Raw genomic sequence first — 25,296 nt, forward strand, 5'->3', positions numbered from 1 at the left:
GTTTTGCCAGAACCAGACAAAATTTACACGCCATATTGCCGACGGTAATCAGCTACCGGCTGGCGATAATCAGCCAGTGTTGAATCATTTTCTAATAACAGCAGTAAATCTTCCAATGTGGCAATGGCCGTTACCGGTATTTGATACTGTTGTTCGACTTCCTGAACGGCGGATTGATTTCCCTGACCTTTTTCCATGCGGTCAAGTGCAATGGCTACACCTGCGGTAACCGCGCCTTCACGCTGGATGATGGCAACCGATTCACGTACGGAAGTACCGGCTGAAATAACATCATCTATAATCAGTACACGACCTTTAAGCGGTGCACCAACCAGTACGCCACCTTCGCCATGGTCTTTTGCTTCTTTACGGTTATAGGCATATGGTACATTACGCCCTTCTTCCGCCAGCATCATGGCTGTTGCTGCGGCCAGAATAATGCCTTTATAGGCCGGTCCGAACAGCATATCAAATTCAATACCGCTGGCAAGAATCGAGCGTGCATAAAAACGTGCCAATTGCAGAATACTATAGCCATCGTTAAACAGTCCGGCATTGAAAAAATAAGGTGATTGTCTGCCGGCTTTGGTTGTGAACTGGCCAAATTTTAAAACATGCTGTTGCAGAGCGAAGTGCAGAAAATCCTGACGGAAATCAGACATAATGATCCTTAATGGTAAAATGGCAGATTAAAAATTTTAAGATGTAAATTTTATCATTAATCGAAAGGACATGCCGATGCGTATTATTTCAGCCAATGTAAACGGAATACGTTCAGCTACCAGTAAGGGTTTTATTGATTATCTGGCGCAGGCACAGGCTGATATTGTATGTGTTCAGGAATTAAAAGCCCAGGAAGCGGATATGACTGAGCAGATGAAGCATCCGCTGGGTATGTATGGTGCGTGGCATACCGCAGTGAAACGCGGCTATAGTGGTGTGGCAATTTACAGTAAACAGCAGCCTGATGATGTGCAAATCGGCTTAGGATGGGAAGATTTTGATCATGAAGGCCGCTATGTACGTGCTGATTTTGGCAAGCTCAGTGTTATCTCTGTGTATTTGCCGTCTGGAAGCAGTTCGGAAGAGCGACAGCAGGCTAAATTCTGTTTTCTGGATAAATTTTTACCGGTTCTGCGCGAATTACAAGCCTTACAGCGCGATATCGTAATCTGTGGCGACTGGAATATAGCGCACCAGAATATTGATTTAAAAAACTGGCGCGGCAATCTGAAAAATTCCGGTTTTTTGCCGGAAGAGCGTGAATGGCTGAGCCAGATTATCAATGAGCTTGGCTGGGTGGATATCTGGCGTACGCTGTATCCTGAGATTCCCGGTTATACCTGGTGGAGCAATCGCGGGCAGGCTTATGCCAAAGATGTAGGCTGGCGTATTGATTATCAGATGGCTACGCCAGCACTGGCTGCCTGTGCACAAACTGCTACGATCTATAAAGAAGAAAAATTTTCTGATCATGCGCCTTTGATTGTTGATTATGACTATCAAATAATGTGCACAAAGTAATGCAATTGGTTTTCGGCTGTCATATATAACAATCTGATCAGCAGGTAGCCTGCGTAACCAGTAATATATTTAATCCGGCTGCCAGTGAATAGGCAGAAGCGGGTAGGGCTGCATGCTTTATCCGTTTATGATAAATTTTATTTCCCATCGCTACATTAATTGCATCCGTATAAAGCGTTCAGTAAACGCCTGTATATTGATTGTCTGATGGCAGACTGATATTTGCCGTGGTAATAAATATGGGAATATCAGGAACCGGTATTCATGGAACTGAGTTAATGTGATTTAATTAATGGTCTCTACAATCTCGTATTCCTGCATTTTATATAATAATGTTCTTTTGCTGACGCCTAGAGAGCGGGCAGTATTTTCCCGGTGTCCGTTATTCAGTCTCAATTCATTAATGATTAATTCCTTCTCATAAATTTTGACTTTTTCTTTCAAGGTGGCACCCAGCTGTTCATCTTCACTAAAATCAGGATGAAAATCTGGTGTTTTTTTATGAGCAATAATTTGTGCGGGCAAATCTTGCGGATAGATAAATAGTCCGTTAGACATGACTACTGCATGTTCGATGGCATTAGACAGTTCACGTACATTGCCCGGCCATGGGTATTGATTAAGTACTTCTACCGCACTAATCGAAAAATCCAGTAACTCCTTATTATTTTCATGGCAAAACTGATTGGCAAAATAGCGCGCCAGTAGCATGACATCATTTTTCCGGTCACGTAAGGGTGGTAAGCTTAATTCCATTACGTTCAGTCTGTAGAATAAATCTTCGCGGAATTCACCAGTGCTGATCATATCCTGAAGGCTACGATTGGTAGCGGCAATCAGCCTGAAATCAGTTTTAATTAATCTGCTGCCACCGATTGGTTCGAATTCTCTTTCCTGGATTACCCGCAGAAGCTTAACCTGAAGATTGGTTGACATTTCAGCTACTTCATCCAGAAAAAGTGTCCCCTGGTGTGCCCGCTCAAATAAACCAATCTGGCGTTGATAAGCACCAGTAAATGATCCTTTTTCATGCCCGAATAAAGTACTTTCCAGTAAGGTTTCCGGTAATGCACCACAGTTTACTTTGATAAACGGGCCGGTTGAGCGGGTACTGTAATAATGAATGGTTTTGGCGACTAATTCTTTACCCGTACCGCTTTCACCAGTAATTAATACGGTGGTTTTGGTTTGTGAAATTTTGGCAATATTGCGGCACAGTTCCATCATATTCGGGCTGTTAGTCAGAATATGACCCTTATTATCCGAGCTGAATAATTCTATTTTTGGCGATAAATCCATTCCCTCTTTTTTAGCTTTGCTCAACTCCAGAGTACGTTTTATCAGTGCTTTGAGTTCATTCAGGTCAAAGGGTTTGACAATATAGTCAATTGCACCGAGTTTTAATGCTTCTACCGCCGTATCCACACCGGCATAGGCGGTCATAAGGATGATGGATATATCCGTATTGTTCTGTTTAATTATTTTCAGTGCTTCCAGCCCGCTCATCTGAGGCAGGCGATTATCCATTAAAATTAAATCAACCGGCTGCTGTTCTAAGGTTTCAATAGCGTCTTCTGCATTATCAACAGCAATAACCTGATAATGTTCCTGCGATAAAAAAATAGATAACAGTTTGCGCAGATTTAATTCATCTTCGACAATTAAGATTTTTTCTGACATAAATTCCGGATTATTGTGTATCAGTTAACGGGAAGTGCTACTTCAACCGTAACACCATTGCTGTGCTCATTATTTTTAATGCTAATTTGCCCTTTATGTGAGGAAACTATTTTCTCTACCATGGCCAGACCCAGTCCGGTACCAGAAATTTTAGTGGTAAAAAATGGTGTAAAGATTTTATCCATTATTTCGCTTTTAATGCCTTCACCATCATCCTTTATCCGGATTAACTGATACTTTTGGTTAGCAGACAATAATGTAGAGATTTCAATGTTGCCCTGATCACTGACTGCCTGAATGGCATTGATTAATAAATTCAGTATTGCCTGTTTGATTAATTCTTTATCCAGATACAATGGCGGTAACTGGCTGGCTAATGAAAGAGTCAGGACGATGTTATTTGAGCGGTGAGATGAATTAACCAGTACCAGCACTTCATTAATCAGGTCGTTTAATTGCACCGAAACATAATAATTTTTTGAGGGTACTGAGAAATCAAGTAGCTGCTGAATTACCTGATTAATCGAATCCACTTCTTTCAGAATAATCTCAAGATATTCATTTTGCTCAGCACGGGGTAAATCATTTTGCAGATATTGCACGAAACCGCGTACTGCAGCCAGCGGATTGCGGATTTCATGGGCAATGCCTGCCATCAGCTCGCCCAGTGCCACCAGACGTTCGGTTTGCTGGATTAACTTTTCTACTTCTTCCCGTTCGGTGATATCTTTAAAAATAACGACGGCACCAATAATATTGCCCTGATAATCTTTCAGATGGCTGGTGCTGGCTGAGATTCGGATAATTTGCCGGGCAACCGGGAAATCTACTTCCACACCGACATGATCGATACCATTATATAAAGTATCCAGTAAAGGACTTTGAAAATTTTTATCATCAACTATGGTTGAATATGGCCGGCCAAGGACTTGTTCCAGCTGATAGCCGGTGATTTTTTCTGCAGCCGGATTTAACATGGTAATAAAGCCATTATTATCCACAGTAATAACTGCATCCAGTGTGTTTTCCAGAATCAGCTCGTTGATGGTTTTGGTTTTTCTGAGCTTTTCGGCCAGACTGTTAATTCCGCTGACAATTTCATTCAGCTCACCGCGTATAACTGGCAGACGACTGTCCAGCGAGAAGGGGAGTTTTTCCAGCCCTTGTTTGATTATATTGATATCAGTATTCAGTTTTCTGGATAAAACAGAAGCAATACAAATACAGCTCAGCATACAGATCAGGCTGATAATAATGACATTTTTATCAAATACAAACGCCTGTTTTTCAATGTCATCCAAAGTTTCATTAGCCCAGATATAGCCAATTATCTGATTATTGCGCACAATGGGAATCATGGCATTCATGATATTGCCGCGGACTTGCTGTCCGGTTTCAATCATATGCCGGCCGTTGGCCATGACTTCACGCCCTTTATGCTCAGCCGGAATAGATTTACCAACATTCACACCATAGGCTGACTGCGGGGCATACAACACAATGGCATCTAATTGTTTATGATAATAACCGGCTGCAATATTCGGCATGTTTTTCAGCAGCGGTTCAATTTTAGGAGAGAGATACTGATTAAGCTGGGTAATTTGTTGTGTTCGGGGCAGGCTTTTATCCACCTGCTGGTAAGCATCACCTAAAAGCAAATCCAGAGTTTTGGTAATGGCATAAAGTTTATGGCTTTTTTCCTGTCTGAGAAGTTCGCGCCCTTCTTTATCAATTAGAACGGCACAGACAAAAATTGAAAAACAGGATAGGAAAGTCACCAGTAAAAAGATACGGGCACTGATTCGTTCCGGATATAGGCGCTGAAGGAAGCTAGTGTTCATAAGTGCTCAAATATCCATAATTATCAATAAAATATTTTTAATATCCGGCTGGTACACAGCCAAAATATTTATCTGAATTAATTTTAAATTATCAGATGAATTATGCAAATTAACAAGTCAGGCGATATCGGATAAACTCATTACCACCTGACTGTTTAACCTAATCATAGGTCTGTTAACCAGACATTACTCTTAGTTTGACCGGATTATCATTAACAGCGTTCCAGAATAACAGCCGTACCTTGTCCGCCGCCAATGCATAATGTTGCCAGTCCCAGCTGTTTATCACAATGAAGCATGGAATAAAGCAGGGTAACCAGAATACGTGCACCGCTGGCGCCAATAGGATGACCCAGGGCAATGGCACCACCATGAATATTGGTTTTGTCCATATCAAAATTCAGCTCGCGTCCGACACCGAGGAATTGAGCAGCAAAAGCTTCATTTGCTTCGATTAAATCGATATCAGACAGCTGCAGTGCTGCTTTTTGTAAAGCCAGCCGGGTTGCCGGTACCGGACCCATTCCCATTATGCTCGGATCAACGCCGCCAGAAGCATAGCTGCGAATATATGCCAGTGGTTTTAAGCCTAATTCTTTTGCTTTGGTTTCAGACATCAGCACAAGAGCAGCGGCACCGTCATTAATACCGGAAGAATTACCCGCAGTCACTGTACCGTCTTTTTTAAACGCCGGTCTGAGTTTTGCCAGACCTTCCGCCGTGCTGTCTGCTTTGGGATATTCATCCTGTTTAAAGATAATATCGCCCTTGCGTGAGCTGATGGTGACTGGAACAATTTCTGCTTCAAAGTCACCATTGTTATTAGCTTCCGTAGCCAGCTTTTGAGAACGCAGTGCCAGTTCGTCCTGTTCCTCACGGCTGATAGAATATTGTTCAGCAATATTTTCTGCGGTAATTCCCATATGGTAATGATTGGTAGCACAGGTTAATCCGTCATTCACCATGGTATCGTACAGTTCGGCATTACCCATTTTCAGCCCCCAGCGGGCTTTACTGCCAAGCAGATAGGGTGCCTGAGACATATTTTCCATACCGCCGGCGACAACAATATCATTGTCACCGGTTAAAATACTTTGTGTGGCCAGTACAATTGATTTAAGTCCGCTGCCGCATACTTTATTTACAGTAAAAGCCGGTACGCTGCTGGGAATACCTGCATTCAGTGCAGCCTGCCGGGCAGGATTCTGTCCCAGTCCGGCCTGAAGCACATTACCCATAATCACTTCATTTACCGCACCGGCATCCAGTGCAGCACGTTTTAAAGCTTCGTCAATAACAACTTTCCCCAAATTAATGGCACTGACAGAGGCAAGTGAACCATTAAAACTGCCGATGGCGGTGCGTGCAGCACTGACGATTACGGTTTTTGTCATAATAAACTCCCTTTTTTAACTAGAAAAAGTACAGGCCAATCAGGAATATCGGCGTAGTGAATATCAGCGCTGTCATACAATATCCCATAATGTCACGCACCCCGAGACCGGCAATAGCCAGTGCAGGTAATGCCCAGAATGGTTGCAGCATATTCATCCATTGTTCGCCGTAGGCAATTGCCATCGTAGATTTACCTAAATCAGCACCCAGAGCCTGTGCGGCAGGAATCACGAATGGGCCTTGAATAACCCAGTGGCCGCCACCTGACGGTACGGCAAAATTAATAATGCCGGAACTGAAGAATGTCCAGATAGGGAAGGTATCCTTACTGGCAATATTGATGAAAAATTCAGTGATAAGACCACCCAGACCGGAATGTTCCATCATCAGCTGAATACCCGCATAAAACGGAAACTGAATAATAATACCGGCTGTGCTTCTGGCTGCATTGGAGACAGCACGCATGTACGCCATAGGTGTACGGTGTAACAAAACACCGGCAGTCAGGAAGATCAGGTTAACGGTATTAATAGTGATATTAAAACCATTATGATAGAAGTAAATCAGCAGATAACTGATACCGAGAGCACCTACCAGCAAAGAAAGCAGCTTACTTTCTTCCATTTTTTCAGCTATGGTAGCTGTTTTCCGGTCAAGCTTACGCTGAAAATCGGGTTCCGGTGCCAGCAGCTCCGGATTAACCACATTCACCTTACCGTCAGTTCTGACCATAAACCGCACCAGAAGAGGTAAACAGATAATCAGCATAGAAGTAATAAAAATATTACTGGCTGAAAACATCGTCTGAGAAATCGGCACAATACCCTGCGGATTAGCGTCACTAATCATAAAGTGCGCAACAGGATTCCCCGGAGTTGCCGCCATTAAAGGCATTGACCCGGACAAACCGCCACCCCATGTCATAAAAGCAATATAAGCACAGGCGATCAGTAAGCCATAATCCACATTCTTAACCTGTCTGGCCACTTCCTTTGCCAGCATGGCACCTACAACCAGACCAAACCCCCAGTTTAAAATACAGGCAATGCAGCCGACAAAAGTAACCAGCATGGCTGCCTGTGTAGGAGTTTTGGCCAGAGAGGCAATAGATACCAGAACAGATTTCACCGGAGGGGAGCTGGCTAAGGCATGGCCGGTAACCACAATCAGGGCCATCTGCATACCAAAGGCCAGCAAATTCCAGAAGCCGTCCCCCCACATTTTTATCAGACCCAGAGGCTGTGAATCAGTTAATCCCCAGGCCATGAAAAAAATGATAAAAGTAAGCAGTAAAGCAAATATCAGCGGGTCAGGCAGATATTTACTGACCAGATTAGTCGTATGTCTGGATAAACGTGAAATCATAAAACTTATGCCCCTGTAGCAATGGACATCGTTTTCAGATTATCCGCAACAATAAACTCTGCCGTGGTGTGCGCTTTTACAGTATCAACATCCACACCCTCAGCGGTTTCAATCAGATACATTTGACCGTTTATAAATTCAAATACAGCCAGTTCAGTAATAACCATGCTGACTTTACCTTTCGCAGTAAGCGGTAAAGTGCATTCCGGCAATATTTTCGGTTCACCGGTTTTAGTACAGTGTTCCATGGCAATAATTACCTTTTTCGCACCTGTAACCAGATCCATAGCACCGCCCATACCCGGCACCATTTTGCCCGGTACCATCCAGTTAGCCAGATTGGCATGCTGGTCAACTTCCAGTCCGCCAAGCACACAGGCATCGACATGACCGCCGCGAATCAGCATAAAAGAAAATGCACTGTCAAACATCGCCGCACCGGGAACAATGCCGCAAGGCTGACCGCCTGCATTAACAATATTCGGTTCATCAACTGTTTTAGGCCCCAGCCCCAGAAAGCCATTTTCTGATTGCAGCGTAATATTGATACCTTCAGGCAAATAATTCACCACCTGAGTTGGTAAACCAATCCCCAGATTAACAACATCCCCGTTACGTAATTCCTGAGCAACACGGCGAGCAATTAATTCTTTTTTATCCATTGTCTTTATTCCTTAATCGTTAGTGCTAACCATAAAATCAACTAATGCTGCCGGTGTCATCACCGCATCAGGATGTATCTGGCCGACTTCTACCAGTTCATCAGCCTGAGCAATCACCGTGTCAGCAGCGGTAGCAATCAGCGGATTAAAATTACGTGCAGCATACTGATAGACCAGATTACCGTTGTAATCAGCCTTATGCGCATGAATGATGGCTAAATCAGCACGGATTGGCAGCTCAAGTAAATACTCACGATTATTAACAGATAAAACTTTCTTGCCTTCAGCAACAATCGTACCCACTCCGGTAGGTGTTAAAACTCCGCCCAGTCCGGCACCGCCGCAGCGAATCCGTTCAGCCAGCGTACCCTGCGGTACCAGCTCAACTTCCATCTCACCGGCAATCATTCTTCTGCCTGTTTCACGATTGGTGCCAATATGGGAAGTAATCACTTTTCTGACCTGATTATTATTAATCAGCGGTCCGACACCAGTGTCTACAAAAGCTGTATCATTTCCGATAAGTGTTATATCCTTAATACCCGATTCCAGAATTGCATTAACAATCTTTGACGGCGTACCACACCCCATAAAACCGCCAAACATAATCGTCATACCGTCTTTAAGAAAATCCCGGATTTTATCGGTAGTGATTAATTTTGTTTGCATCAACGGCTCCTTGTTACACGTTAAAAATTCATCTATGCTTAAAAGCAAGCCACTTTGCTATTGCAATTTGTATACCAGATTGGAATAAGGAAAATAAAATAATAAAATATTGATTTATATATAGAAATTTTATATGACAAAAGATTTTTAAATAAACTTGGCGCAGAAAATTGCACTTGCGTGCAAAAAAAATTGCACGATTAAAGATTTATTATTTATTTGACATTAATGATAAGTAAGAAATTACATTGATTTTAGTTACACCAGCAGACAAGAAAATAAAGTATCAGAATAATCTAGGAAAATAATTAATATTATGATTTATTGGATAAATAATTCTATATTGATAAAAATACTTCAGTTTATTTTTATCATAAATTCTTCAGGAAAATTCCGATAAAGTAATTTGTATAAGGAAAAAACTATATAGTATCTGCTTGGCGTGAATAGACCATAATATATTTTATCAATCTTCTGGTCTGAACTAATAAGCGCAGAACCTGAATACGTTCATTAGAGTATAAAAGCAAATAGAATTTAAGCTATACAACCATATCTGCAATTAAATATATAGAACTACCAATGATTTGTATTTATTAAGCCGTTTTTGAGGCTTAAAATGGCTAAAAAGGCTTGACGAGTTTAATATCGACCCCTATAATGCGCTCTTCCTTTCCCTGATAGCTCAGTCGGTAGAGCGACGGACTGTTAATCCGCAGGTCCCAGGTTCGAGCCCTGGTCGGGGAGCCAAAGGGTCGTTAGCTCAGTCGGTAGAGCAGCGGACTTTTAATCCGTTGGTCGAGCGTTCGAATCGCTCACGACCCACCAGATTTCTTTATCAGGCTGTTTTAACTGATAAATATAATGATAAAACCGTACCAATAATTATTTGGTACGGTTTTTTACATTAGAAAATGTAATATATATTTTAAAAATCTAGGTGAGTGTTTGAAGGTGAAAGCTTTAATTTTAAAATGTTATGATATTTATTTTTATAATAGAGCTTAAATTTTAATAATTGCTAATTAAAAATTTTGATTATTTTTCCACTCTTTTAATTTTTTTTGGATATAATCATTTGGTAACTTTTCCTGTTCTAATCGGTTAGCATTGTATTTATTGGATTGTAAAACAATAAATAAATCTTTTTCTGATGAGTCTAAGTTTACAGGAATATCAGAATAAGATTCTGATTCAGTTACCATATTGTTTTTATATAATTTTAATGTTTCTTCATCCATCATAAGTGTTTGAATATGAGGACATAAGGTTTTTGATAGACTTAATATTTTTAATCCCCAGCTATCAATATCTCCCCAGTACGCTACTCTTTTATTTTTTAACCATTGTGCACTAAGCCAATTCACATTATTACCGCAACCAATAACAGCAATCGTATCAGGTAATTCTGGTAGAGATAAACCAGATTGAATATTTTCTACTACTAAAATGTTGTTGGCGGGTAATTCATAATGGGTTAGGGTATGCTGATCCATTTGTAAGATAGGCAAGCCAGCTAAAGATTCTTGTGTTTTTTTGCATAATGGCTTAACTATTAACCAGCCTTTGGGATTGTCTAAACATCCTAGCCATTTCAATAAATTACCAGCTTGTGTAATTGCATTGTTATAGAGAACATCAAGTAAAGCACTCACCAGGATTTTATTATTTTCTAAAAACTTGGTATCAATACCTTTCAAAGGTAAGGAACGCAAATATAAGCCTTTCCCCATATTTGGAGTAAGTTGCTGTAATAAACTAGTAATGTTAATTGATTCCTGAGGAGTTAATTGTTCAACTATTGATAAATGTTGAATTAAAATTGGATAAAAGCGTTGGTCGTATGTCGTTAATGGTTCAATTATCTTGCTTAGCTTTTCAATTTTTTTTTCAATATCAGGTCCTAGAAATTCAAATAGTTCTTTCAGATTATTAAGAATTAAAGTTACAGGAATGCGTTGTAAACCTAAAGTATTGTATTTTTTATCTTGCCACTTTATCCAATGCTGTTGTGGAAAATCTTTCCATTGATTAATAAAATTTTTAAAATACATCATATTATCAAGTATCTGGTCACCAGTTGGTGTTCCTAGAGATATTTCAATTGGAAACTTTCGTTTATGCATTAAACGCTCTTTGAGATTCTTTTGTTTATCCCATTCTAGCTTTTTAATATGGCTGTAAACCTCATCGGGTAGTTTGCCCCAATTTTCATTTAATTTTGTCATAAGCAGTTTATTATTATGTACATCACTCTAATCAATATTGTTATAATCATATTGAGATTATTTAATAACATTTATGCGTATTTAGAGAATAGAAAAGAAACTTTCTTAATGCATATTTAGATTACACTATAATACATAATATCAAATCCATAATTATTGCGTTGAAGTGATCTCAATACCAAGAGATTTGGCTTGTTTCATAATTTCAGAGTTTTTAATTAATTCACGTTGGGCGTCTATTTCTTCCCATGTTACTTCACTTAAGCTACTTTCATGTGTTTGTTGGTTTCGCTCAGCAATAAGCAGGGAACGAGCTGTTTCACGTGCTAGATTAAGGTTTTTATATGGTGTAATTAAATTAACGTGTATATGCAATGCTTTAAATACGCGCAGCACCCTCCGACTAACTGACTCAGCTGTATTAGAAAATGCTTCGTCTAAAAATACTGTGCAATATACGGGTTTATCATATCCATCTGGTGTAAGTGCGTAGGCGAGACTAGCAGCAACTATAGTGCCTGCAAATGATTCTTTTTCACCGCCTGATTTACCACTAGAAGATTCAAGCACATCTATGACAGCTCCAGTTTGATTATCTAGCTCTTCAGCAAAAAAAGACATCTGATAACGAGGGTCAAGTAGACGTAGGCTTTCTAATGTATGTGCTGCGAGATTGCTGGCTTTATCCAGTTGTGAGACTATCTCTTTTAATATATTAAATCGTCGTTCGTGGTCATCACTAGTAAATAAGCTTAGAGCATTTTTAAGTAATTTTGAAAATTCTATTACATTTGTATATTGTTCAATTTTGGTATTTAATTTTAGGTAAGTGTTTTTTCTAAATTCAGTACGTTTTAATACTGTATTAATTACCTGAATACGTTCTCTAATTTCATCTTTTTCAGCCTCTAATTGTTGCTGAATTCTTGCTAATGATTCAGTTGCATGTTTATTTAAACGTTCTTTAAAGCGTTCTTGTAACTGAGGCAATCCTTCTTGCTCCAGTTTGAATAGGTGATTGATATAATCTTCAATATAAGAAATGTCTGGAATCCAATCATTAGCAATAATAGGCCATTGTTGTTGGAAAGAAGACATGATTTTAACTATCTCTTTTCCTATATTTTCTTTTTTTTGATTTGTTTTTTTCAGGGATTCGTCAATTTGTTTGTAATAAAAATCTTGTTGCTCTATTACTAATGGCAAAGTATCATCTTTGTATTGTCCAATACGATGATTTAACATTAATCTTATATCGTGTTCAATTCCTTGATCTGAATCTTTTTGTGCCTGCTGAAGCAATACGTTTAAATTGTCTTTTTGAGTATTGTGACTACCTTGTTCTTTGTATAACTTTTTAATTTCATCTTGTAAATTTTCATAAGCGTTTTTGGCCTCTTTCCACCGTGATTCAGCTTGTTCTAAGTCGTCACCATTTTGTAACTCTGTCAGTTTTTTTTGGATGCTATCAACTTCAGCTATACACCGCGGTAAATTGATACTTTCCCAGCTATATTTTTGTAAATTTTTCCATAGTTCTATTTCCTGTTCAATAGTTTGCAAATCATTACGCTTTTTCTGAGTAAGCGTATTTTGTTTTGCAATATCTTCTGTTAAAGAAGACAACTCCTGTTCTAATATTGCTAATCGGGCTTTATTAGAAAATCCAAGTTGCCAAGATTTTTTATCATTGATTTTATTTTGGTCTTTTTTTTCAAAACGACCTTTTTCCAGATGAACTAAACCAGCCTGTGTTATGGAAAAAGGGGTTTTATCTAACTGTTCAGTAGAATCTACACAAGTTAAATCGAAACGCTCCAAATGTTTCTTTAACCAGTCACGATAAGGATGATCACGCCAAATCAACTTGTGTAAATAGCCTTCAGGTTTAAATTCGATTTGTGACTTTAATTTTTGAAATGATTCTGGTACAACTTGTACTCTAACATGTAGGCCTGTATGACGAGTATTTAACCAGCGTGTTACCTGTGAGAAAACATTATAAGGGACTATCATTGTGGTTCTGAGTCCACCTAATGCTCTTTCTATTGCTCCTTGCCAGATATTTTCGCTTTCTTTGACATTAATTAATTCACCAATAAAGCGACATTGTTCAATTGTTAAATTTAAATCTGTGATCATTTCGTCGCGTAGTTGCTGAAATCTGAATGCAATATTAGAATCAGGTCTTAACTTTATTTGGTTAATTTGTTCTTCGGTCTGATGATATTCACTCATTAAGTTGTTTAATTGGGCACGGATTTGAGCAAAATTAACTAATGCATTTTCTTTATTCTGATTCAGATTTTGTAGTTTGTCTGTTGCCTTTTTTTGATTATTTTCAAAATTTATTTGAATCAGTTCTGAATTTAGACCTAATGTTTTGGTTTCCCGTTGATATATTGATGCTTGTTGGTTTATGCGGTTATAGTCTTCTTTGGCTTTTACAAGCTCTCTTTTTAAAGACTCAATACTATCGCCGCCAGCTTTTAGATAAGCGGCATGATATGATTCAATCTGTTGATTTATATTTAGTTTATTTTGTTCTTGTTCGTTAATTTGTTGCTGTAAAAAATCAATTTTTTGTTGTAATTCTTGAAGCTTATTTGTATACAATTTACTTTTTAGTTCACCAAAATAAGGAATTAATCCATTTTTTTCTTGTTCAAGTTTATTCAATATTTGTATATATTTAATAAAAGCTTGATTGTGTTCAGGTAATTGACCCAAATGTATATATTGTTTTTTGACATCAGTTAGCTCGTTATGAGTAGCTTCTAAGGCCGAAAATTCTTTTACAACATTACGAGCTTCTTCTTTAATTTGGCTTGATTCCAGTACTAATTCACGAATAAGGGCTGTTAAATCATCGATTTTTTTCAAACCCAAAGCTCGGGATAATAGGGCTGGAGCATTTTTATTATCAATATGTAGCAGTTTACGATACATTGCTTGATAGTCATCAAAAATGTTATTTGAATAAACAATGGTTGCATCATTACTTAAATACTGCTTAAGAGTACGTCGCTCACCATCTTTAAAATTTTCTAGTAATTCTTTAAGTTGAAGATTACGATTAGCAATAACATAGTGACGATAAATATCTGCAGAAGATGTTGCTGTTGGAGTAGCCCAAAATAATACTGCTAGTGTAATGTAATTACCATTGTCAGCCTTGTAACAGGCTCGTAGACCAGTAATAACTGATTGGTCTCGCTTGCTTTTTACTTTTGTTTTGCTGCCGTCATGTGCTGAACCGAAATTACCGCGCATATAGGAAAGTAATGTTCTATCTTTACTATCTCCTTGAGCTGCAGCAACGTTGAAACTAGCACGTCCAGCAGGCAGCAGTAATGCCATTAATCCATCAATAAATGTGGTTTTACCTGAACCATTATCTCCAGTAACCAATGTACCGATAGGATCAATTTTGGCCGTATGCAAACCATGAAATGATCCCCAGTTATATACAGAAAGTTCATTTAAGCGAATTTGACCATCGTTAAATGGCTCATTATCAATTATGGATTTATTCATTTGATTCTTCTTTCACTGTATCTGCTTTATCTGATTGCACTTTTTCACTTAGTTTTTTATATTCTAAAAGCATGTTTTCCAAAAAGTTAGCATTCACAACATAACGGATGATAGGTGTAATTTCATAACGGTCATCACTGCCACGTACGTTAGCAAGGATATGACGTTCTTTCATGCGGTTTAATGCCGCATTAAGGCTTTTCCTTTCGATGGTTGAATGATTTGTTATGGGTGCAAAAGGTTTTAAAAGTTCTTCAATATGCTCAAAACTAATAATTATTTTACTTTCACCGACTGTTTCTCGGTCCTGAAAGTATTTACGTAAAACAAGTAATATCAATGTGTCGTGAACTGTCAGTTGTCGCCTATGAATTAATGGTGATATTTCATCATTTTCTTCTAATGTCTCACTCATCTGTGCTACGTAAGCTACTCCTGTAGTTGGATCTAATATTAATTTTAGATATATATTGGCTAAGTAAGAATCAATTTGAACATGGTAATGACTGATAATAGAAAAAAGATTATATTTTTGTGAAGCTAAAATAACACCATTTTTGAGCAGGGCTACTAAAGCATGTTTGGCTTCTTTGGGAAGTAAGCTGGACTCTGGTTGTGGATTATTATCAGATTGTAATAATGGTGATTGTGTTGTTTCAATTTCTACTTGGTTTTGAATAGACTCATCAATTGTTGGAGTAATTGGATCATTAGTAACCATTTTTGCACAAAATTGATCAAAAAATTCACCACCTGATGTTGATTTATTATTTTTTTCTTCGTTCATAAAGAAAGCTCTTCCAAATTGTCGGGAAAAAGTGAGGCACTGAGTAAATATTTAGGTAGGGTAGCTTTGATTTGAATACCCTGCTTATCTTGAATAATAATAGACTCTTTTTCATTTAAGTCAGTTGCTTGAATATGTTGTGCAATTCTTAAATAGGCTACTAATTCTTCTAGTCCAAAATTAATTGGTTTTTTTTCAACTAGGCCGGCTATAGTTAATGGTCCAAAGGTACACAGATTATGATAGATTGAATCAGCCACTTCTTTAATTTGGATGGTATCTAATAAAGTTAATACTGTTTCACTCGGGACTACTGAATTTGTATGCTCAGTGATGTCAGTTATTTGTATAGCAGCGATTGGTTCTTTTAAGCATATTGAATCGGGAGAATTAATTTCTATATTACCAGTAGGTAAAATTAAGTGGGTAGCTTGTTTAAGGTTAATATTATTTTTGCTGAAATTAACTGCTAATTGTTCAAGTTGTGTTATGAGTCGATCAACAGTTCTTTTTTCCTGTGCTGCACCACTTTTTATGTAAGTTTTCAAATTTTCTTCTGTTCGACGACGAATTTGAAATATATGTTCACTTTCTTGAGTGAGCTCCTGTAATAGGCGTTTGAGAAATTTTCGTTGTCGCGGTTGTAAATAGTTGTCTGAAATTTGATTAAGAATAATATCTAGTTGTTCTTTGAATTCGGTTGAGCGGTTTGAATCACAAAGCAGCTGAAAAAAACTTTCAAATGCGCTACCCGCATCGCTTTGAGCAAGTAAAGCTTCTTGATCCATAGTTGCTTGCAATACTTCTCCGCGATTATTATCTTTCTCTATCATTTTGATGCGAATTTCTTGATCCAGACGGCGAATCTCATCTTCAACATAGCGAAAATCATTGGTTAATACTGAAGCAAGTTGGTAGATTTCTCTCAATCTTTCCCTTCGTTGTTGGTCAGATAATGTATTGATACCTCTAGTTTGTATGATTGTAATCTCTTTTTCCAGCTCAGCTTTACGTTGATTAAGTAAGGCAATTCTTTCTTCAGGATTTTCGTTTAATGCGATAACCAGTTCTCTAACAGCCTCTTGTACAATACGTAGATGTGAAGCACTGGTGTTTATGTTACGCTCATCAAAGCTTTGACAAAAACGTAATGCAATTTCGCATGTATCTGTTTTGGTCAATTTATTGTCCATCTCACGTAACCAGCCATCTTTGACCCATTGATTAATATAAATAGCTGCTGGTGTATCGGCATACCAGTGGTTTTTTTCCAACTCTGCATCTAATAAAATGCGAGCCTGACTATAGGATATTTCGTTTTGTCCAGACGAAAATACTTGCTCAATAAAAGCTAAAATGAGAGGCGCTGTAGTTGCTCTAAGTAATTTCCAGACCTTGTTTTCTTCATAAAGTCGCCTATATTTTGCTAGTGAATGTGAAAAGTTCATTACCTAGTTTTTCTACTCTAATGGAAATCTAAATATTAACTTTATTTTAAGTATAAAGCATATATTTAGAATATCTAAAACTGATTATTTAGGTGATTATCTACTTTTTTACAACGAATTCAGGAATGATTGTTAAAGTAAATATAATTTTTAATAAAGAATTTATTTTATATATTAATTTTTATTTTAATTACTAATTTAAGCATTAAATTATATTATGGGCTTATTTACCAATTATTGATTTGTTATTTATTATATCGATATTGTTATGATTTTAATTTTTACGGATAATTAGAGTTGTTATTACTATATATCATTATAGAATTCTTCTCTGAATGGTTCTATGTAAAGAGTTTTGCTCAAGTGGTTTTATTTATGTAGTAGATTTCTGATATTTTACTGTGATGAGTAGAAAGTTTCACCTGTATTAATTAATCATTTATTTTTGTATATTTTGTGATTTCAGTACAGAATAAACGAAAGTAGGGTGGTTATAGCTAAAAGCTATATTTTTAAATAGGTATGTAGTTTTTACTGGGAAAATAATCAGTCAAAATTGAAAATGAGTTGTTTAATTGCCCTGTTATATTGTTTGTAAATAATCAGATTATGGTAGCTCCTAAAGTATTCTGAAAGTGCTTTAATGCCCATGAATGTCCTACCGGGTCAAAGCTGGCAACAGCATGCTGATGAACGACAATTTGATAATTAAGGTTATATGCATCAACTGCTGTATGTAATACGCAGATATCAGTACATACGCCGGTTAAATGTATTTCGGTAATATTTCTTTCACGCAGGCGTAAATCCAGGTCTGTTCCGCTGAATGCAGAGTAGTGGCGTTTGTTCATCCAGTAAACTTGCGGATTGGTTTGATTGGCTGTGTAGAGCTGTTTCAATGAACCGAAGAGATTTTGGCCGTTGGTACCTATGATATTATGCGGTGGAAATAATTTATTTTCTGGATGGTATTTATCATCAGGCTCGTGCGCATCAATAGCAAATACGACAAAATCTTTCTGCTCAATAAACGTTTTAGTCAAATTTACCATTTCATTTTCTATGGCTTGTCCAGCCTGACCGGTTGTCAATGCTCCGTCTGTGGCAATAAAGTCGTTGGTATAGTCGATTGAAATAAGTGCTTTCATATGTCATTCATCAAATTGTTGTTGTCTGAGCTCTGTGAATTATAAATCATAAGTTAAACTGATTTTATTTTATTGTGTCTATTGGTGTTTGTATAATTTTATTTTTTATTCAAGGTTGAATTCGCGAGTTCGAATCTCGTGTCCGCTCCAATGTTTAATCTATAGACATCCTGAATTGTCTTAAATAACATAAAAAAACAAATGATTATATGTTTATATAATCGATATAAAATAATTGAAAACTATCTAAAAATACTTAATTGAAGTACAAATTTAAAGTAAATCATTTTTTTAATAAGTACATCTTGTACTTATCTGTATATACAAACTGATACGTAGTTTTGTTTATACTTGCCTAGGCATTTTGATGTTTTCTATTGCATTTACGTTTAGTTCATCCTCTCTCCAAATCTAACTCAGAATTAAATCTGAGTTAGATTTGGAGATGTATTAATAGAGAGTGATTCTTCGTTTCAAAACACTGTCAGTTAAACTTTAAAAAATTCACAAAAAAATTTCAGTGTCTATGTCTATTAAGATAGACGGTCTTTCAATAATTTGCCTAAACGCCTTATCTTGTAAGGCTTTTCATGATTTGAGATATGCTGTGGTTCAGGATATGATTCAATACTACATCAAATAAAGTTATACTGAAAAAGAAGTATAGCTCTTACTTATATGGCTTTGGTGCCTGAGAATGGCAGGAGAAGATATATAAAAGCTATTGTAGTTTAATATAAAATGTGATTATTTTTAATAGGTTAAATCAATATCTTAGCATAAAAAATAGTAATAAAAACTATTGAAGTAAGAGATTAACAATTAACTCTTTAGTTAATTGATTTTTTTCTTCTAGAATGAAAGATAAATAATATATTAATTGGTATATAGATGATTACAGGCGACCATAAGAGTCAAATTGATAGTATTTGGGATACGTTTTGGAGTGCAGGGTTAACTAGCTCTATTGCTGTATTGGAACAAATGACTTATCTATTTTTCATAAAAATGCTGGATGACAGCCAGCTCAAAAGAGAAGCAAATGCTCAGGCACTAGGTGGCACGATTAAAGCCCCTATTTTTAAAGATGGTGAATCCTGGCAAAACCCAGAGACAGAACAAACGCTTCCCTATGAAGATTTACGTTGGCACAAATTCAAAAATTTTAATGCCACAAATATGTTTAATATCGTTCGCAATGATGTATTTGTGTTTATCAAAACTCTAGGTACAGGTAAAGATAGCGCTTTTAGTCGCTATATGGCTAATGCCATTTTTATGATCCCTAACGAACGGACTTTATCCAAAATTGTAGATGGTATCGATAACCTCGACATGAATGATAAAGATACTATGGGCGATGTCTATGAATATATTTTAGGGAAAATGGCAGCTAGTGGTACTAATGGCCAATTTCGGACTCCTCGTCATATTATTCGTATGATGGTACAGCTAATGAAGCCCACTATTGAGGATAATATTTGTGATCCTGCTATGGGTTCAGCAGGCTTCATTGTTGAGTCAGCTGCGTATATTAGCGAGCATTATAAAAAAGAGTTAGCCAGAAAAGAAAATGCTGAGCATTATATAAACACTATGTTCTATGGTTTTGATACTGATCAGACCATGTTACGTATTGGCGCCATGAATATGATGCTGCATGGGGTAGATAATCCAAATATTAATTACCAAGATTCCCTTTCCGAAGATAATCAAGATAAAAATCTTTATTCACTGGTATTAGCTAATCCACCCTTTAAAGGTAGCCTTGATTATGAAGTGGTAGATAATAGCTTATTAACTATTGCTAAAACTAAAAAAACTGAGCTACTTTTTTTAAGTCTATTTATTCGTATTTTAAAATCAGGCGGGCGTTGTGCTTCTATTGTGCCAGATGGTGTGCTATTTGGTGGTAGTAAAGCGCATTTAGCCATTCGTAAAGAGTTAGTAGATAACCAGCAACTTGAAGCTATTATCTCTATGCCATCAGGCGTATTTAAACCCTATTCAGGTGTTTCTACAGCCATCCTAATTTTTACGAAAACCGATTCAGGTGGTACCGATAAGGTTTGGTTCTATGATATGCGCGCCGATGGCTATAGTTTAGATGATAAACGTAGTCAAATTGAAGCTAATGATATTCCTGATATTGTTGCTCGTTATAATAATCTAGAAAATGAAGCTAACCGTACCCGTAAAGAGCAATCTTTTTTTGTACCTAAAGATGAAATAGTGGCTAATGGATATGATTTAACGGTTAATAAATATAAAAAAGTTGAACGAGAAAAAGTAGAATATGAAAAACCTGAAATAGTATTAGCTCGTATTAAAATGCTACAAAATGAAATAGATCAAGCCATTACTAACTATGAAAGGTTAACTAAAGAATGAATGAAGATTTTTCATATCAAAAAATAGAGGAGCTAGTAGATATTGGTCTTGGATTTACACATACTCCATCTTATACAACATCAGGCATTCCTTTTTTATCAGTCAAGAATATTACAAATGGAGAAATATCTTTTAATTCTACAAAATTTATTAGTAAAGAGGAGTTTGAAAAAGCCCCAAATGGAGCTAAACCTCAAAAAGGGGATGTACTATTCGGACGAGTGGGAACTATAGGATATCCTCATGTTATAGAAACAGATATTTCGTTTTGTACATTTGTAAGTTTAGGATATATGAGAATAAAGGACAGCAATATCCTTTGTAATTATTATTTAAAGTATTGGATGAAGTCAGATTTATTTTATTCACAAGTTCTAAGTAATATTCAAGGAATTGCAATAAAAAATTTGAATACTGGATGGTTAAAAAATTTTATTATTCCTACTCCTCCTCTTCCTATCCAAGAACAAATAGTAAAAGAACTAGATACACTAAGCGATATTATTACCAAAAAGAAAGAACAGCTTGCAGAACTGGATAAACTTGTTCAAGCTACTTTTTATGATATGTTTGGTGATCCTTTAAAAAATGAAAAATATTGGGAAACTGAAAAATTAGAGAATATTTGTTCATCTATTGTAAGAGGCCCTTTTGGAAGTACTTTAAAAAAGGATTTTTTTGTACAAAAATCCGAATTTACATATAAAGTATATGAACAAAAGCATGCAATACAAAAGGATGCTTTTATTGGACAATATTATATAGATGAACTCTTATATAAAAGCCTTAAGAGATTTACTGTACTGCCTAAAGATATTATTATGAGTTGTTCAGGAACTATTGGAGAATTTTTTGAAATTCCTGCAAATGCGGAAAGAGGAATTATTAATCAAGCATTATTAAAGTTTACTCTTTTAGAAAATAAGATTATAAGCATTTTTTTTCTTTTTCTAATGAAGCAATTAATAATAAATGTTGAAAAGAAAGGGAGTGGAATTCAAAATATAGGATCTGTTAAGTTTATAAAAGATATAACTTTAGGGCTTCCTCCTATATCACTTCAAAACCAATTTGCCGAAAAAATAAAAGCTATAGAGCAAAAAAAATCATTGATTAATCAATCAATTACTGATGTGCAACTTTTATTTGACTATACGATGGATAAATATTTTAATTAACTACATTCGTTAGGTAGGTGCCCTAATTATGAAACGTAACTTTGATTTTCTGAGTACATTATCTGATTTTGCAGAGTTATATAACTACTGTCATGAAGCTGAAGTAAATCAAAAAAGCGACCCAAAGCAATCAGCGCTTAATGCAAGGTTTGCCTTAGAATATACTGTTAAAATCATCTATATCCTACATAATTGGGTAATCCCTAAACGTAGTAGCCTATTTGAATTAGTGGATAATGAAGATTTTCGTCGTTTTATTAATGATAATGAGTTAATGGTTGCTTTGCATTATATTCGCCGAGCGGGTAATAATGCTGCCCATTTAGAAAAGGTTACGGCGAAAGAGTCATTATTTTCTTTATTAAATCTGCATAGTTTTGTCAGCGCTGTATTAGTAAAACTCGGTGAAGTTACTGATGTGGCGACTTTTGATAAAACACTCCTTACAGAAAATAAAGGCAGTATTAGTAAAGCATCGGCAACCTTTGTAGAACCCAAAAAAAAGGTTATTCATAAATACCGTGAACAAATACAAGAATACGGTACGCTTAATGCTAAGAATCCCCAATATTTTACCGAAGCGGAAACACGCAGTTTCTATATTGACCAACAATTGCGTGAAGCGGGTTGGGAAGTTTTAGCAAAGAAAAATATTATAACGCCTAGTAAAGCCTGTATTGAAATTTTTGTAGAAGGTATGCCAAGTAATTCAGGCGAAGGCCATGTAGATTATGTGTTATTTGGTCGTAATGGTGTTCCTTTAGCCTTAATTGAAGCCAAAAAGACCAGTAAGAGCGTGTCTGTAGGTAAGCATCAAGCTACGCTTTATGCAGATTGTTTAGAAAAAAGATATGGTGAGCGCCCTGTTATTTATTGTAGCAATGGTTATGAAACCCATCTGATAGACGGTTTAGGTTATCCCTCAAGATTAGTGTTTGGTTTTCACACTATTGATGAGTTAGAACTACTTATTCAGCGTAAAAAACGTAAGGATATAACTGATCTGACAATCAAAAATGAAATTACCAATAGAGCTTACCAAAAACAGGCGATTACTGTGGTATGTGAGCATTTTAATAAAAAGCATCGCCGCGCTTTATTAGTTATGGCTACCGGGACAGGCAAAACGCGGGTAGCTATTTCGCTGATTGAGTTGCTATATCGTAATAACTGGATTAAAAATGTGCTTTTCTTAGCTGACCGTACTGCACTTGTTAAACAAGCACATAAAAACTTTACTAAGCTTTTGCCCTCTGTAACTACTTGCATTTTATCTGACCATACTAATAAAAAACGCGACCTTAATGCACGTATTATGTTTTCTACCTACCATACGATGATTAAGCATATAGATAGTGATGCTAAAGCGTTATCTATTGGGCGATTTGATTTAATAATTGTTGATGAGGCACATCGTTCTATTTTTGGACGCTTTGGTGCTATCTTTGATTATTTTGATTCGTTATTGTTAGGTTTAACCGCTACCCCCAGGGAAGATATAGATCGCAGTACCTATCAAGTGTTTGAGGCTGAGCAAGGCATTCCCAATTTTAGTTATGAATTAGAAGAGGCCATTGCTGATAAATATCTTGTTCCTTATAAGGGCTTTAAAAGGCATTCTCAGCATTTGCGACAAGGTATAAAGTATGATGACTTAAGCCAAGACGAAAAAGATCAGCTAGAAAAAGTATGGGAATACGAAACTACTATTCACGATATAGAAGATGAAGACTATAAACGTGATATTGCTAATAGAGAAATGTTTAACTATATCTTTAATGACAATACTATTGATAAAGTATTGCAAGATTTAATGAGTAATGGCTTAAAGGTACAAAGCGGTGAGCGTATTGGTAAAACCATAATCTTTGCCTACAACCACAAACATGCCAAACAAATCGTTGAACGCTTTGAAAAATTGTACCCGCAATACGGTGCTGAGTTTTGTGTATTAATTGATTATTCGGTTAATTATGCACAGAACCTGATTGAACGTTTCGAAGTGAGAGATAAAGACCCACAGATAGCTATATCTGTGGATATGCTGGATACAGGTGTTGATATTCCTGATTTATTGAATTTAGTCTTTTTTAAAGAAGTAAAATCCAAGATTAAATTTATGCAGATGATTGGCCGCGGCACTCGGCTATCCCCTGATATCTTCGGCACAGGTGCAGATAAAGAAGAGTTTTATATCTTTGATTATTGCCAAAACTTTGAGTTTTTTAGCCTTAATCCACAGGGTGCTGATGCAAAAGCCACGCAATCGCTGACAGATAGAATTTTTTGCTTAAAATCCGAAATTGCTTTTGAGTTGCAATCCACTAAATATCAAGAGGATGAATATGCAAGGCAATTGCATGATGCATTAAAAACGGAATTGAAAGGGCAGATTGAAACACTTAATCCAAATCATATTAATGTAAGAAAAAACCGTTTATATGTTGATAAGTTTAGGTTAGCTGATAGCTGGCAGTATCTTTCTCTGTTAGACCTCAATGAGTTAAAAACCTATATTGCTCCTATATTAAGCCCTACCCAAGAAGATGAAAGTGCCAAGAAATTTGATTTATTACTATTTAATATTCAATTGAGTTTATTGAATAAGTCTAAAAAGGCAAGTAAAAGCCAAAAGAGTGTCATCGATTTAGTACAGGCACTCTATGAGAAAGGTACTATTAAAGAGATAAAAGAGAAAATCGCAATTATTAAAGAGGTATTAACGGATAGTTTCTGGCAAACACTAGAACTGGATAAACTTGAACATGTGCGTGTTGAGTTGCGTGATTTAATAAAGCATTTAAAGGACGATGCTAATGGTCAAACATTTAATGTAGATATTGAAGACTTTATTGAATATATAGGTGAAACAGAAAGCTTATTTTCTGTGAAAACTTACAAACAACGTGTTATCGATTATTTAATTGAAAACTCCTGGAATCCCGTTATTCAAAAAATACGTAATCTTGAGCCTATTACTCGTGCTGATACTGTTGAACTTGAAAAAGTATTATGGAACGAACTTGGAACAAGAGAGGAATATAATAAATTTACTTTTAATACTCTAGCGGGCGGTAATGTAGCTGCCTTTATACGTTCTATTGTTGGTTTGGATAAACAAGCCGCTGAAAAACGTTTTAGTCAGTTTTTATCCGATAATCAGCTTAATTCACAACAGCAAGAGTATTTAAAAACCATTATAAATTATGTGAATGAAAATGGTGATATCACTACTGATATATTGATCAATGAGTCACCTTTTGACAGCTATGACTGGCAGGAAGTGTTTGGCGATAATGTAGCCTTTATTTCAAAATATGTTAATACCTTACACTCAGCTATTGTTGCGAGTTAGTATAAGATACAAATAGAACTACCTAAAAATAAACTTTGTAATAGTGAATTAGTTTTTTCCGTCTCGATATAATGTATCTTTCATTCTG

Annotated in this window: 16 protein-coding genes and 2 tRNA genes; 6 read left to right on the top strand and 12 right to left on the bottom strand. The window is 36.4% G+C overall.

Translation table 11 applies throughout. The features are described 5' to 3' along the window. Positions 1-23: 23 nt before the first annotated feature. Complete coding sequence (gene pyrE / locus H3U82_RS00570; RefSeq protein ID WP_100116478.1) at positions 24-662, bottom strand: orotate phosphoribosyltransferase; 639 nt, start codon at positions 660-662, stop codon at positions 24-26. Between the two features lie 76 nt (positions 663-738). Here pyrE and H3U82_RS00575 point away from each other — a divergent pair, with 76 nt between their 5' ends. After that, complete coding sequence (locus H3U82_RS00575; protein ID WP_198208725.1) at positions 739-1,524, top strand: exodeoxyribonuclease III; 786 nt, start codon at positions 739-741, stop codon at positions 1,522-1,524. Positions 1,525-1,809: 285 nt separating this feature from the next. Here the strand turns inward: H3U82_RS00575 and H3U82_RS00580 are convergent, their stop codons facing one another. The 6 genes from H3U82_RS00580 to atoD form a co-directional block, all read right to left on the bottom strand. Then, positions 1,810-3,204 (bottom strand): sigma 54-interacting transcriptional regulator, encoded by a 1,395-nt coding sequence (locus tag H3U82_RS00580; protein WP_198208726.1) that lies wholly within the window; start codon positions 3,202-3,204, stop codon positions 1,810-1,812. A gap of 20 nt (positions 3,205-3,224) precedes the next feature. After that, positions 3,225-5,045 carry a two-component system sensor histidine kinase AtoS gene (gene atoS / locus H3U82_RS00585; protein WP_198208727.1) on the bottom strand — a complete coding sequence of 607 codons (1,821 nt, stop codon included), beginning with the start codon at positions 5,043-5,045 and terminating at the stop codon, positions 3,225-3,227. Between the two features lie 212 nt (positions 5,046-5,257). Further along, complete coding sequence (locus H3U82_RS00590; RefSeq protein ID WP_198208728.1) at positions 5,258-6,439, bottom strand: acetyl-CoA C-acetyltransferase; 1,182 nt, start codon at positions 6,437-6,439, stop codon at positions 5,258-5,260. 19 nt (positions 6,440-6,458) lie between these two features. Beyond that, positions 6,459-7,805: a TIGR00366 family protein gene (locus H3U82_RS00595; RefSeq protein ID WP_025331312.1), complete on the bottom strand. Its 1,347-nt coding sequence runs from the start codon at positions 7,803-7,805 to the stop codon at positions 6,459-6,461. A 5-nt stretch (positions 7,806-7,810) separates the two neighbouring features. Beyond that, positions 7,811-8,467 carry a 3-oxoacid CoA-transferase subunit B gene (locus tag H3U82_RS00600; RefSeq protein WP_025331311.1) on the bottom strand — a complete coding sequence of 219 codons (657 nt, stop codon included), beginning with the start codon at positions 8,465-8,467 and terminating at the stop codon, positions 7,811-7,813. A gap of 12 nt (positions 8,468-8,479) precedes the next feature. Beyond that, positions 8,480-9,136: an acetate CoA-transferase subunit alpha gene (gene atoD / locus H3U82_RS00605; protein ID WP_025331310.1), complete on the bottom strand. Its 657-nt coding sequence runs from the start codon at positions 9,134-9,136 to the stop codon at positions 8,480-8,482. 674 nt (positions 9,137-9,810) lie between these two features. Here atoD and H3U82_RS00610 point away from each other — a divergent pair. Next, a tRNA-Asn gene (locus H3U82_RS00610) sits at positions 9,811-9,886 on the top strand. Positions 9,887-9,888: 2 nt separating this feature from the next. After that, positions 9,889-9,964 (top strand) — tRNA-Lys (locus H3U82_RS00615). Positions 9,965-10,161: 197 nt separating this feature from the next. On the opposite strand, the gene H3U82_RS00620 is transcribed toward H3U82_RS00615, so the two are convergent. The 5 genes from H3U82_RS00620 to H3U82_RS00640 all read right to left on the bottom strand — a co-directional run bounded on the left by H3U82_RS00620 (position 10,162) and on the right by H3U82_RS00640 (position 18,284). Beyond that, positions 10,162-11,364 carry a DUF3322 domain-containing protein gene (locus H3U82_RS00620; protein ID WP_078474210.1) on the bottom strand — a complete coding sequence of 401 codons (1,203 nt, stop codon included), beginning with the start codon at positions 11,362-11,364 and terminating at the stop codon, positions 10,162-10,164. 153 nt (positions 11,365-11,517) lie between these two features. Next, positions 11,518-14,901 (bottom strand): ATP-binding protein, encoded by a 3,384-nt coding sequence (locus H3U82_RS00625; RefSeq protein ID WP_110414543.1) that lies wholly within the window; start codon positions 14,899-14,901, stop codon positions 11,518-11,520. Continuing rightward, positions 14,894-15,688, bottom strand: coding sequence for a DUF4194 domain-containing protein (locus tag H3U82_RS00630; RefSeq protein ID WP_198208729.1), 795 nt, complete (start codon positions 15,686-15,688; stop codon positions 14,894-14,896). The genes H3U82_RS00625 and H3U82_RS00630 overlap by 8 nt, the downstream gene beginning before the upstream one ends. Next, positions 15,685-17,136 (bottom strand): DUF3375 domain-containing protein, encoded by a 1,452-nt coding sequence (locus H3U82_RS00635; protein WP_110414541.1) that lies wholly within the window; start codon positions 17,134-17,136, stop codon positions 15,685-15,687. The genes H3U82_RS00630 and H3U82_RS00635 overlap by 4 nt, the downstream gene beginning before the upstream one ends. Positions 17,137-17,738: 602 nt before the next feature. Next, positions 17,739-18,284, bottom strand: coding sequence for a cysteine hydrolase family protein (locus H3U82_RS00640; RefSeq protein ID WP_100125772.1), 546 nt, complete (start codon positions 18,282-18,284; stop codon positions 17,739-17,741). Between the two features lie 891 nt (positions 18,285-19,175). On the opposite strand from H3U82_RS00640, the gene H3U82_RS00645 reads away from it, so the two are divergent. Genes H3U82_RS00645 through H3U82_RS00655 form a run of 3 tightly spaced genes read left to right on the top strand, consistent with a single transcriptional unit; the run spans position 19,176 to position 25,208 of the window. Then, positions 19,176-20,675 (top strand): class I SAM-dependent DNA methyltransferase, encoded by a 1,500-nt coding sequence (locus tag H3U82_RS00645; protein ID WP_110414540.1) that lies wholly within the window; start codon positions 19,176-19,178, stop codon positions 20,673-20,675. Further along, the gene (locus tag H3U82_RS00650) at positions 20,672-21,853 is read left to right on the top strand and encodes a restriction endonuclease subunit S (RefSeq protein WP_110414539.1); all 1,182 of its coding nucleotides are present in this window, start codon (positions 20,672-20,674) and stop codon (positions 21,851-21,853) included. The genes H3U82_RS00645 and H3U82_RS00650 overlap by 4 nt, the downstream gene beginning before the upstream one ends. A gap of 28 nt (positions 21,854-21,881) precedes the next feature. After that, entirely contained in the window at positions 21,882-25,208 is a 3,327-nt protein-coding gene (locus H3U82_RS00655) for a DEAD/DEAH box helicase family protein (protein WP_110414538.1), read from the top strand. Positions 25,209-25,296 lie beyond the last annotated feature (88 nt).

Origin of the sequence: Snodgrassella sp. W8132 (assembly GCF_016100865.1) — a bacterium.
GTDB lineage: Bacteria > Pseudomonadota > Gammaproteobacteria > Burkholderiales > Neisseriaceae > Snodgrassella > Snodgrassella alvi.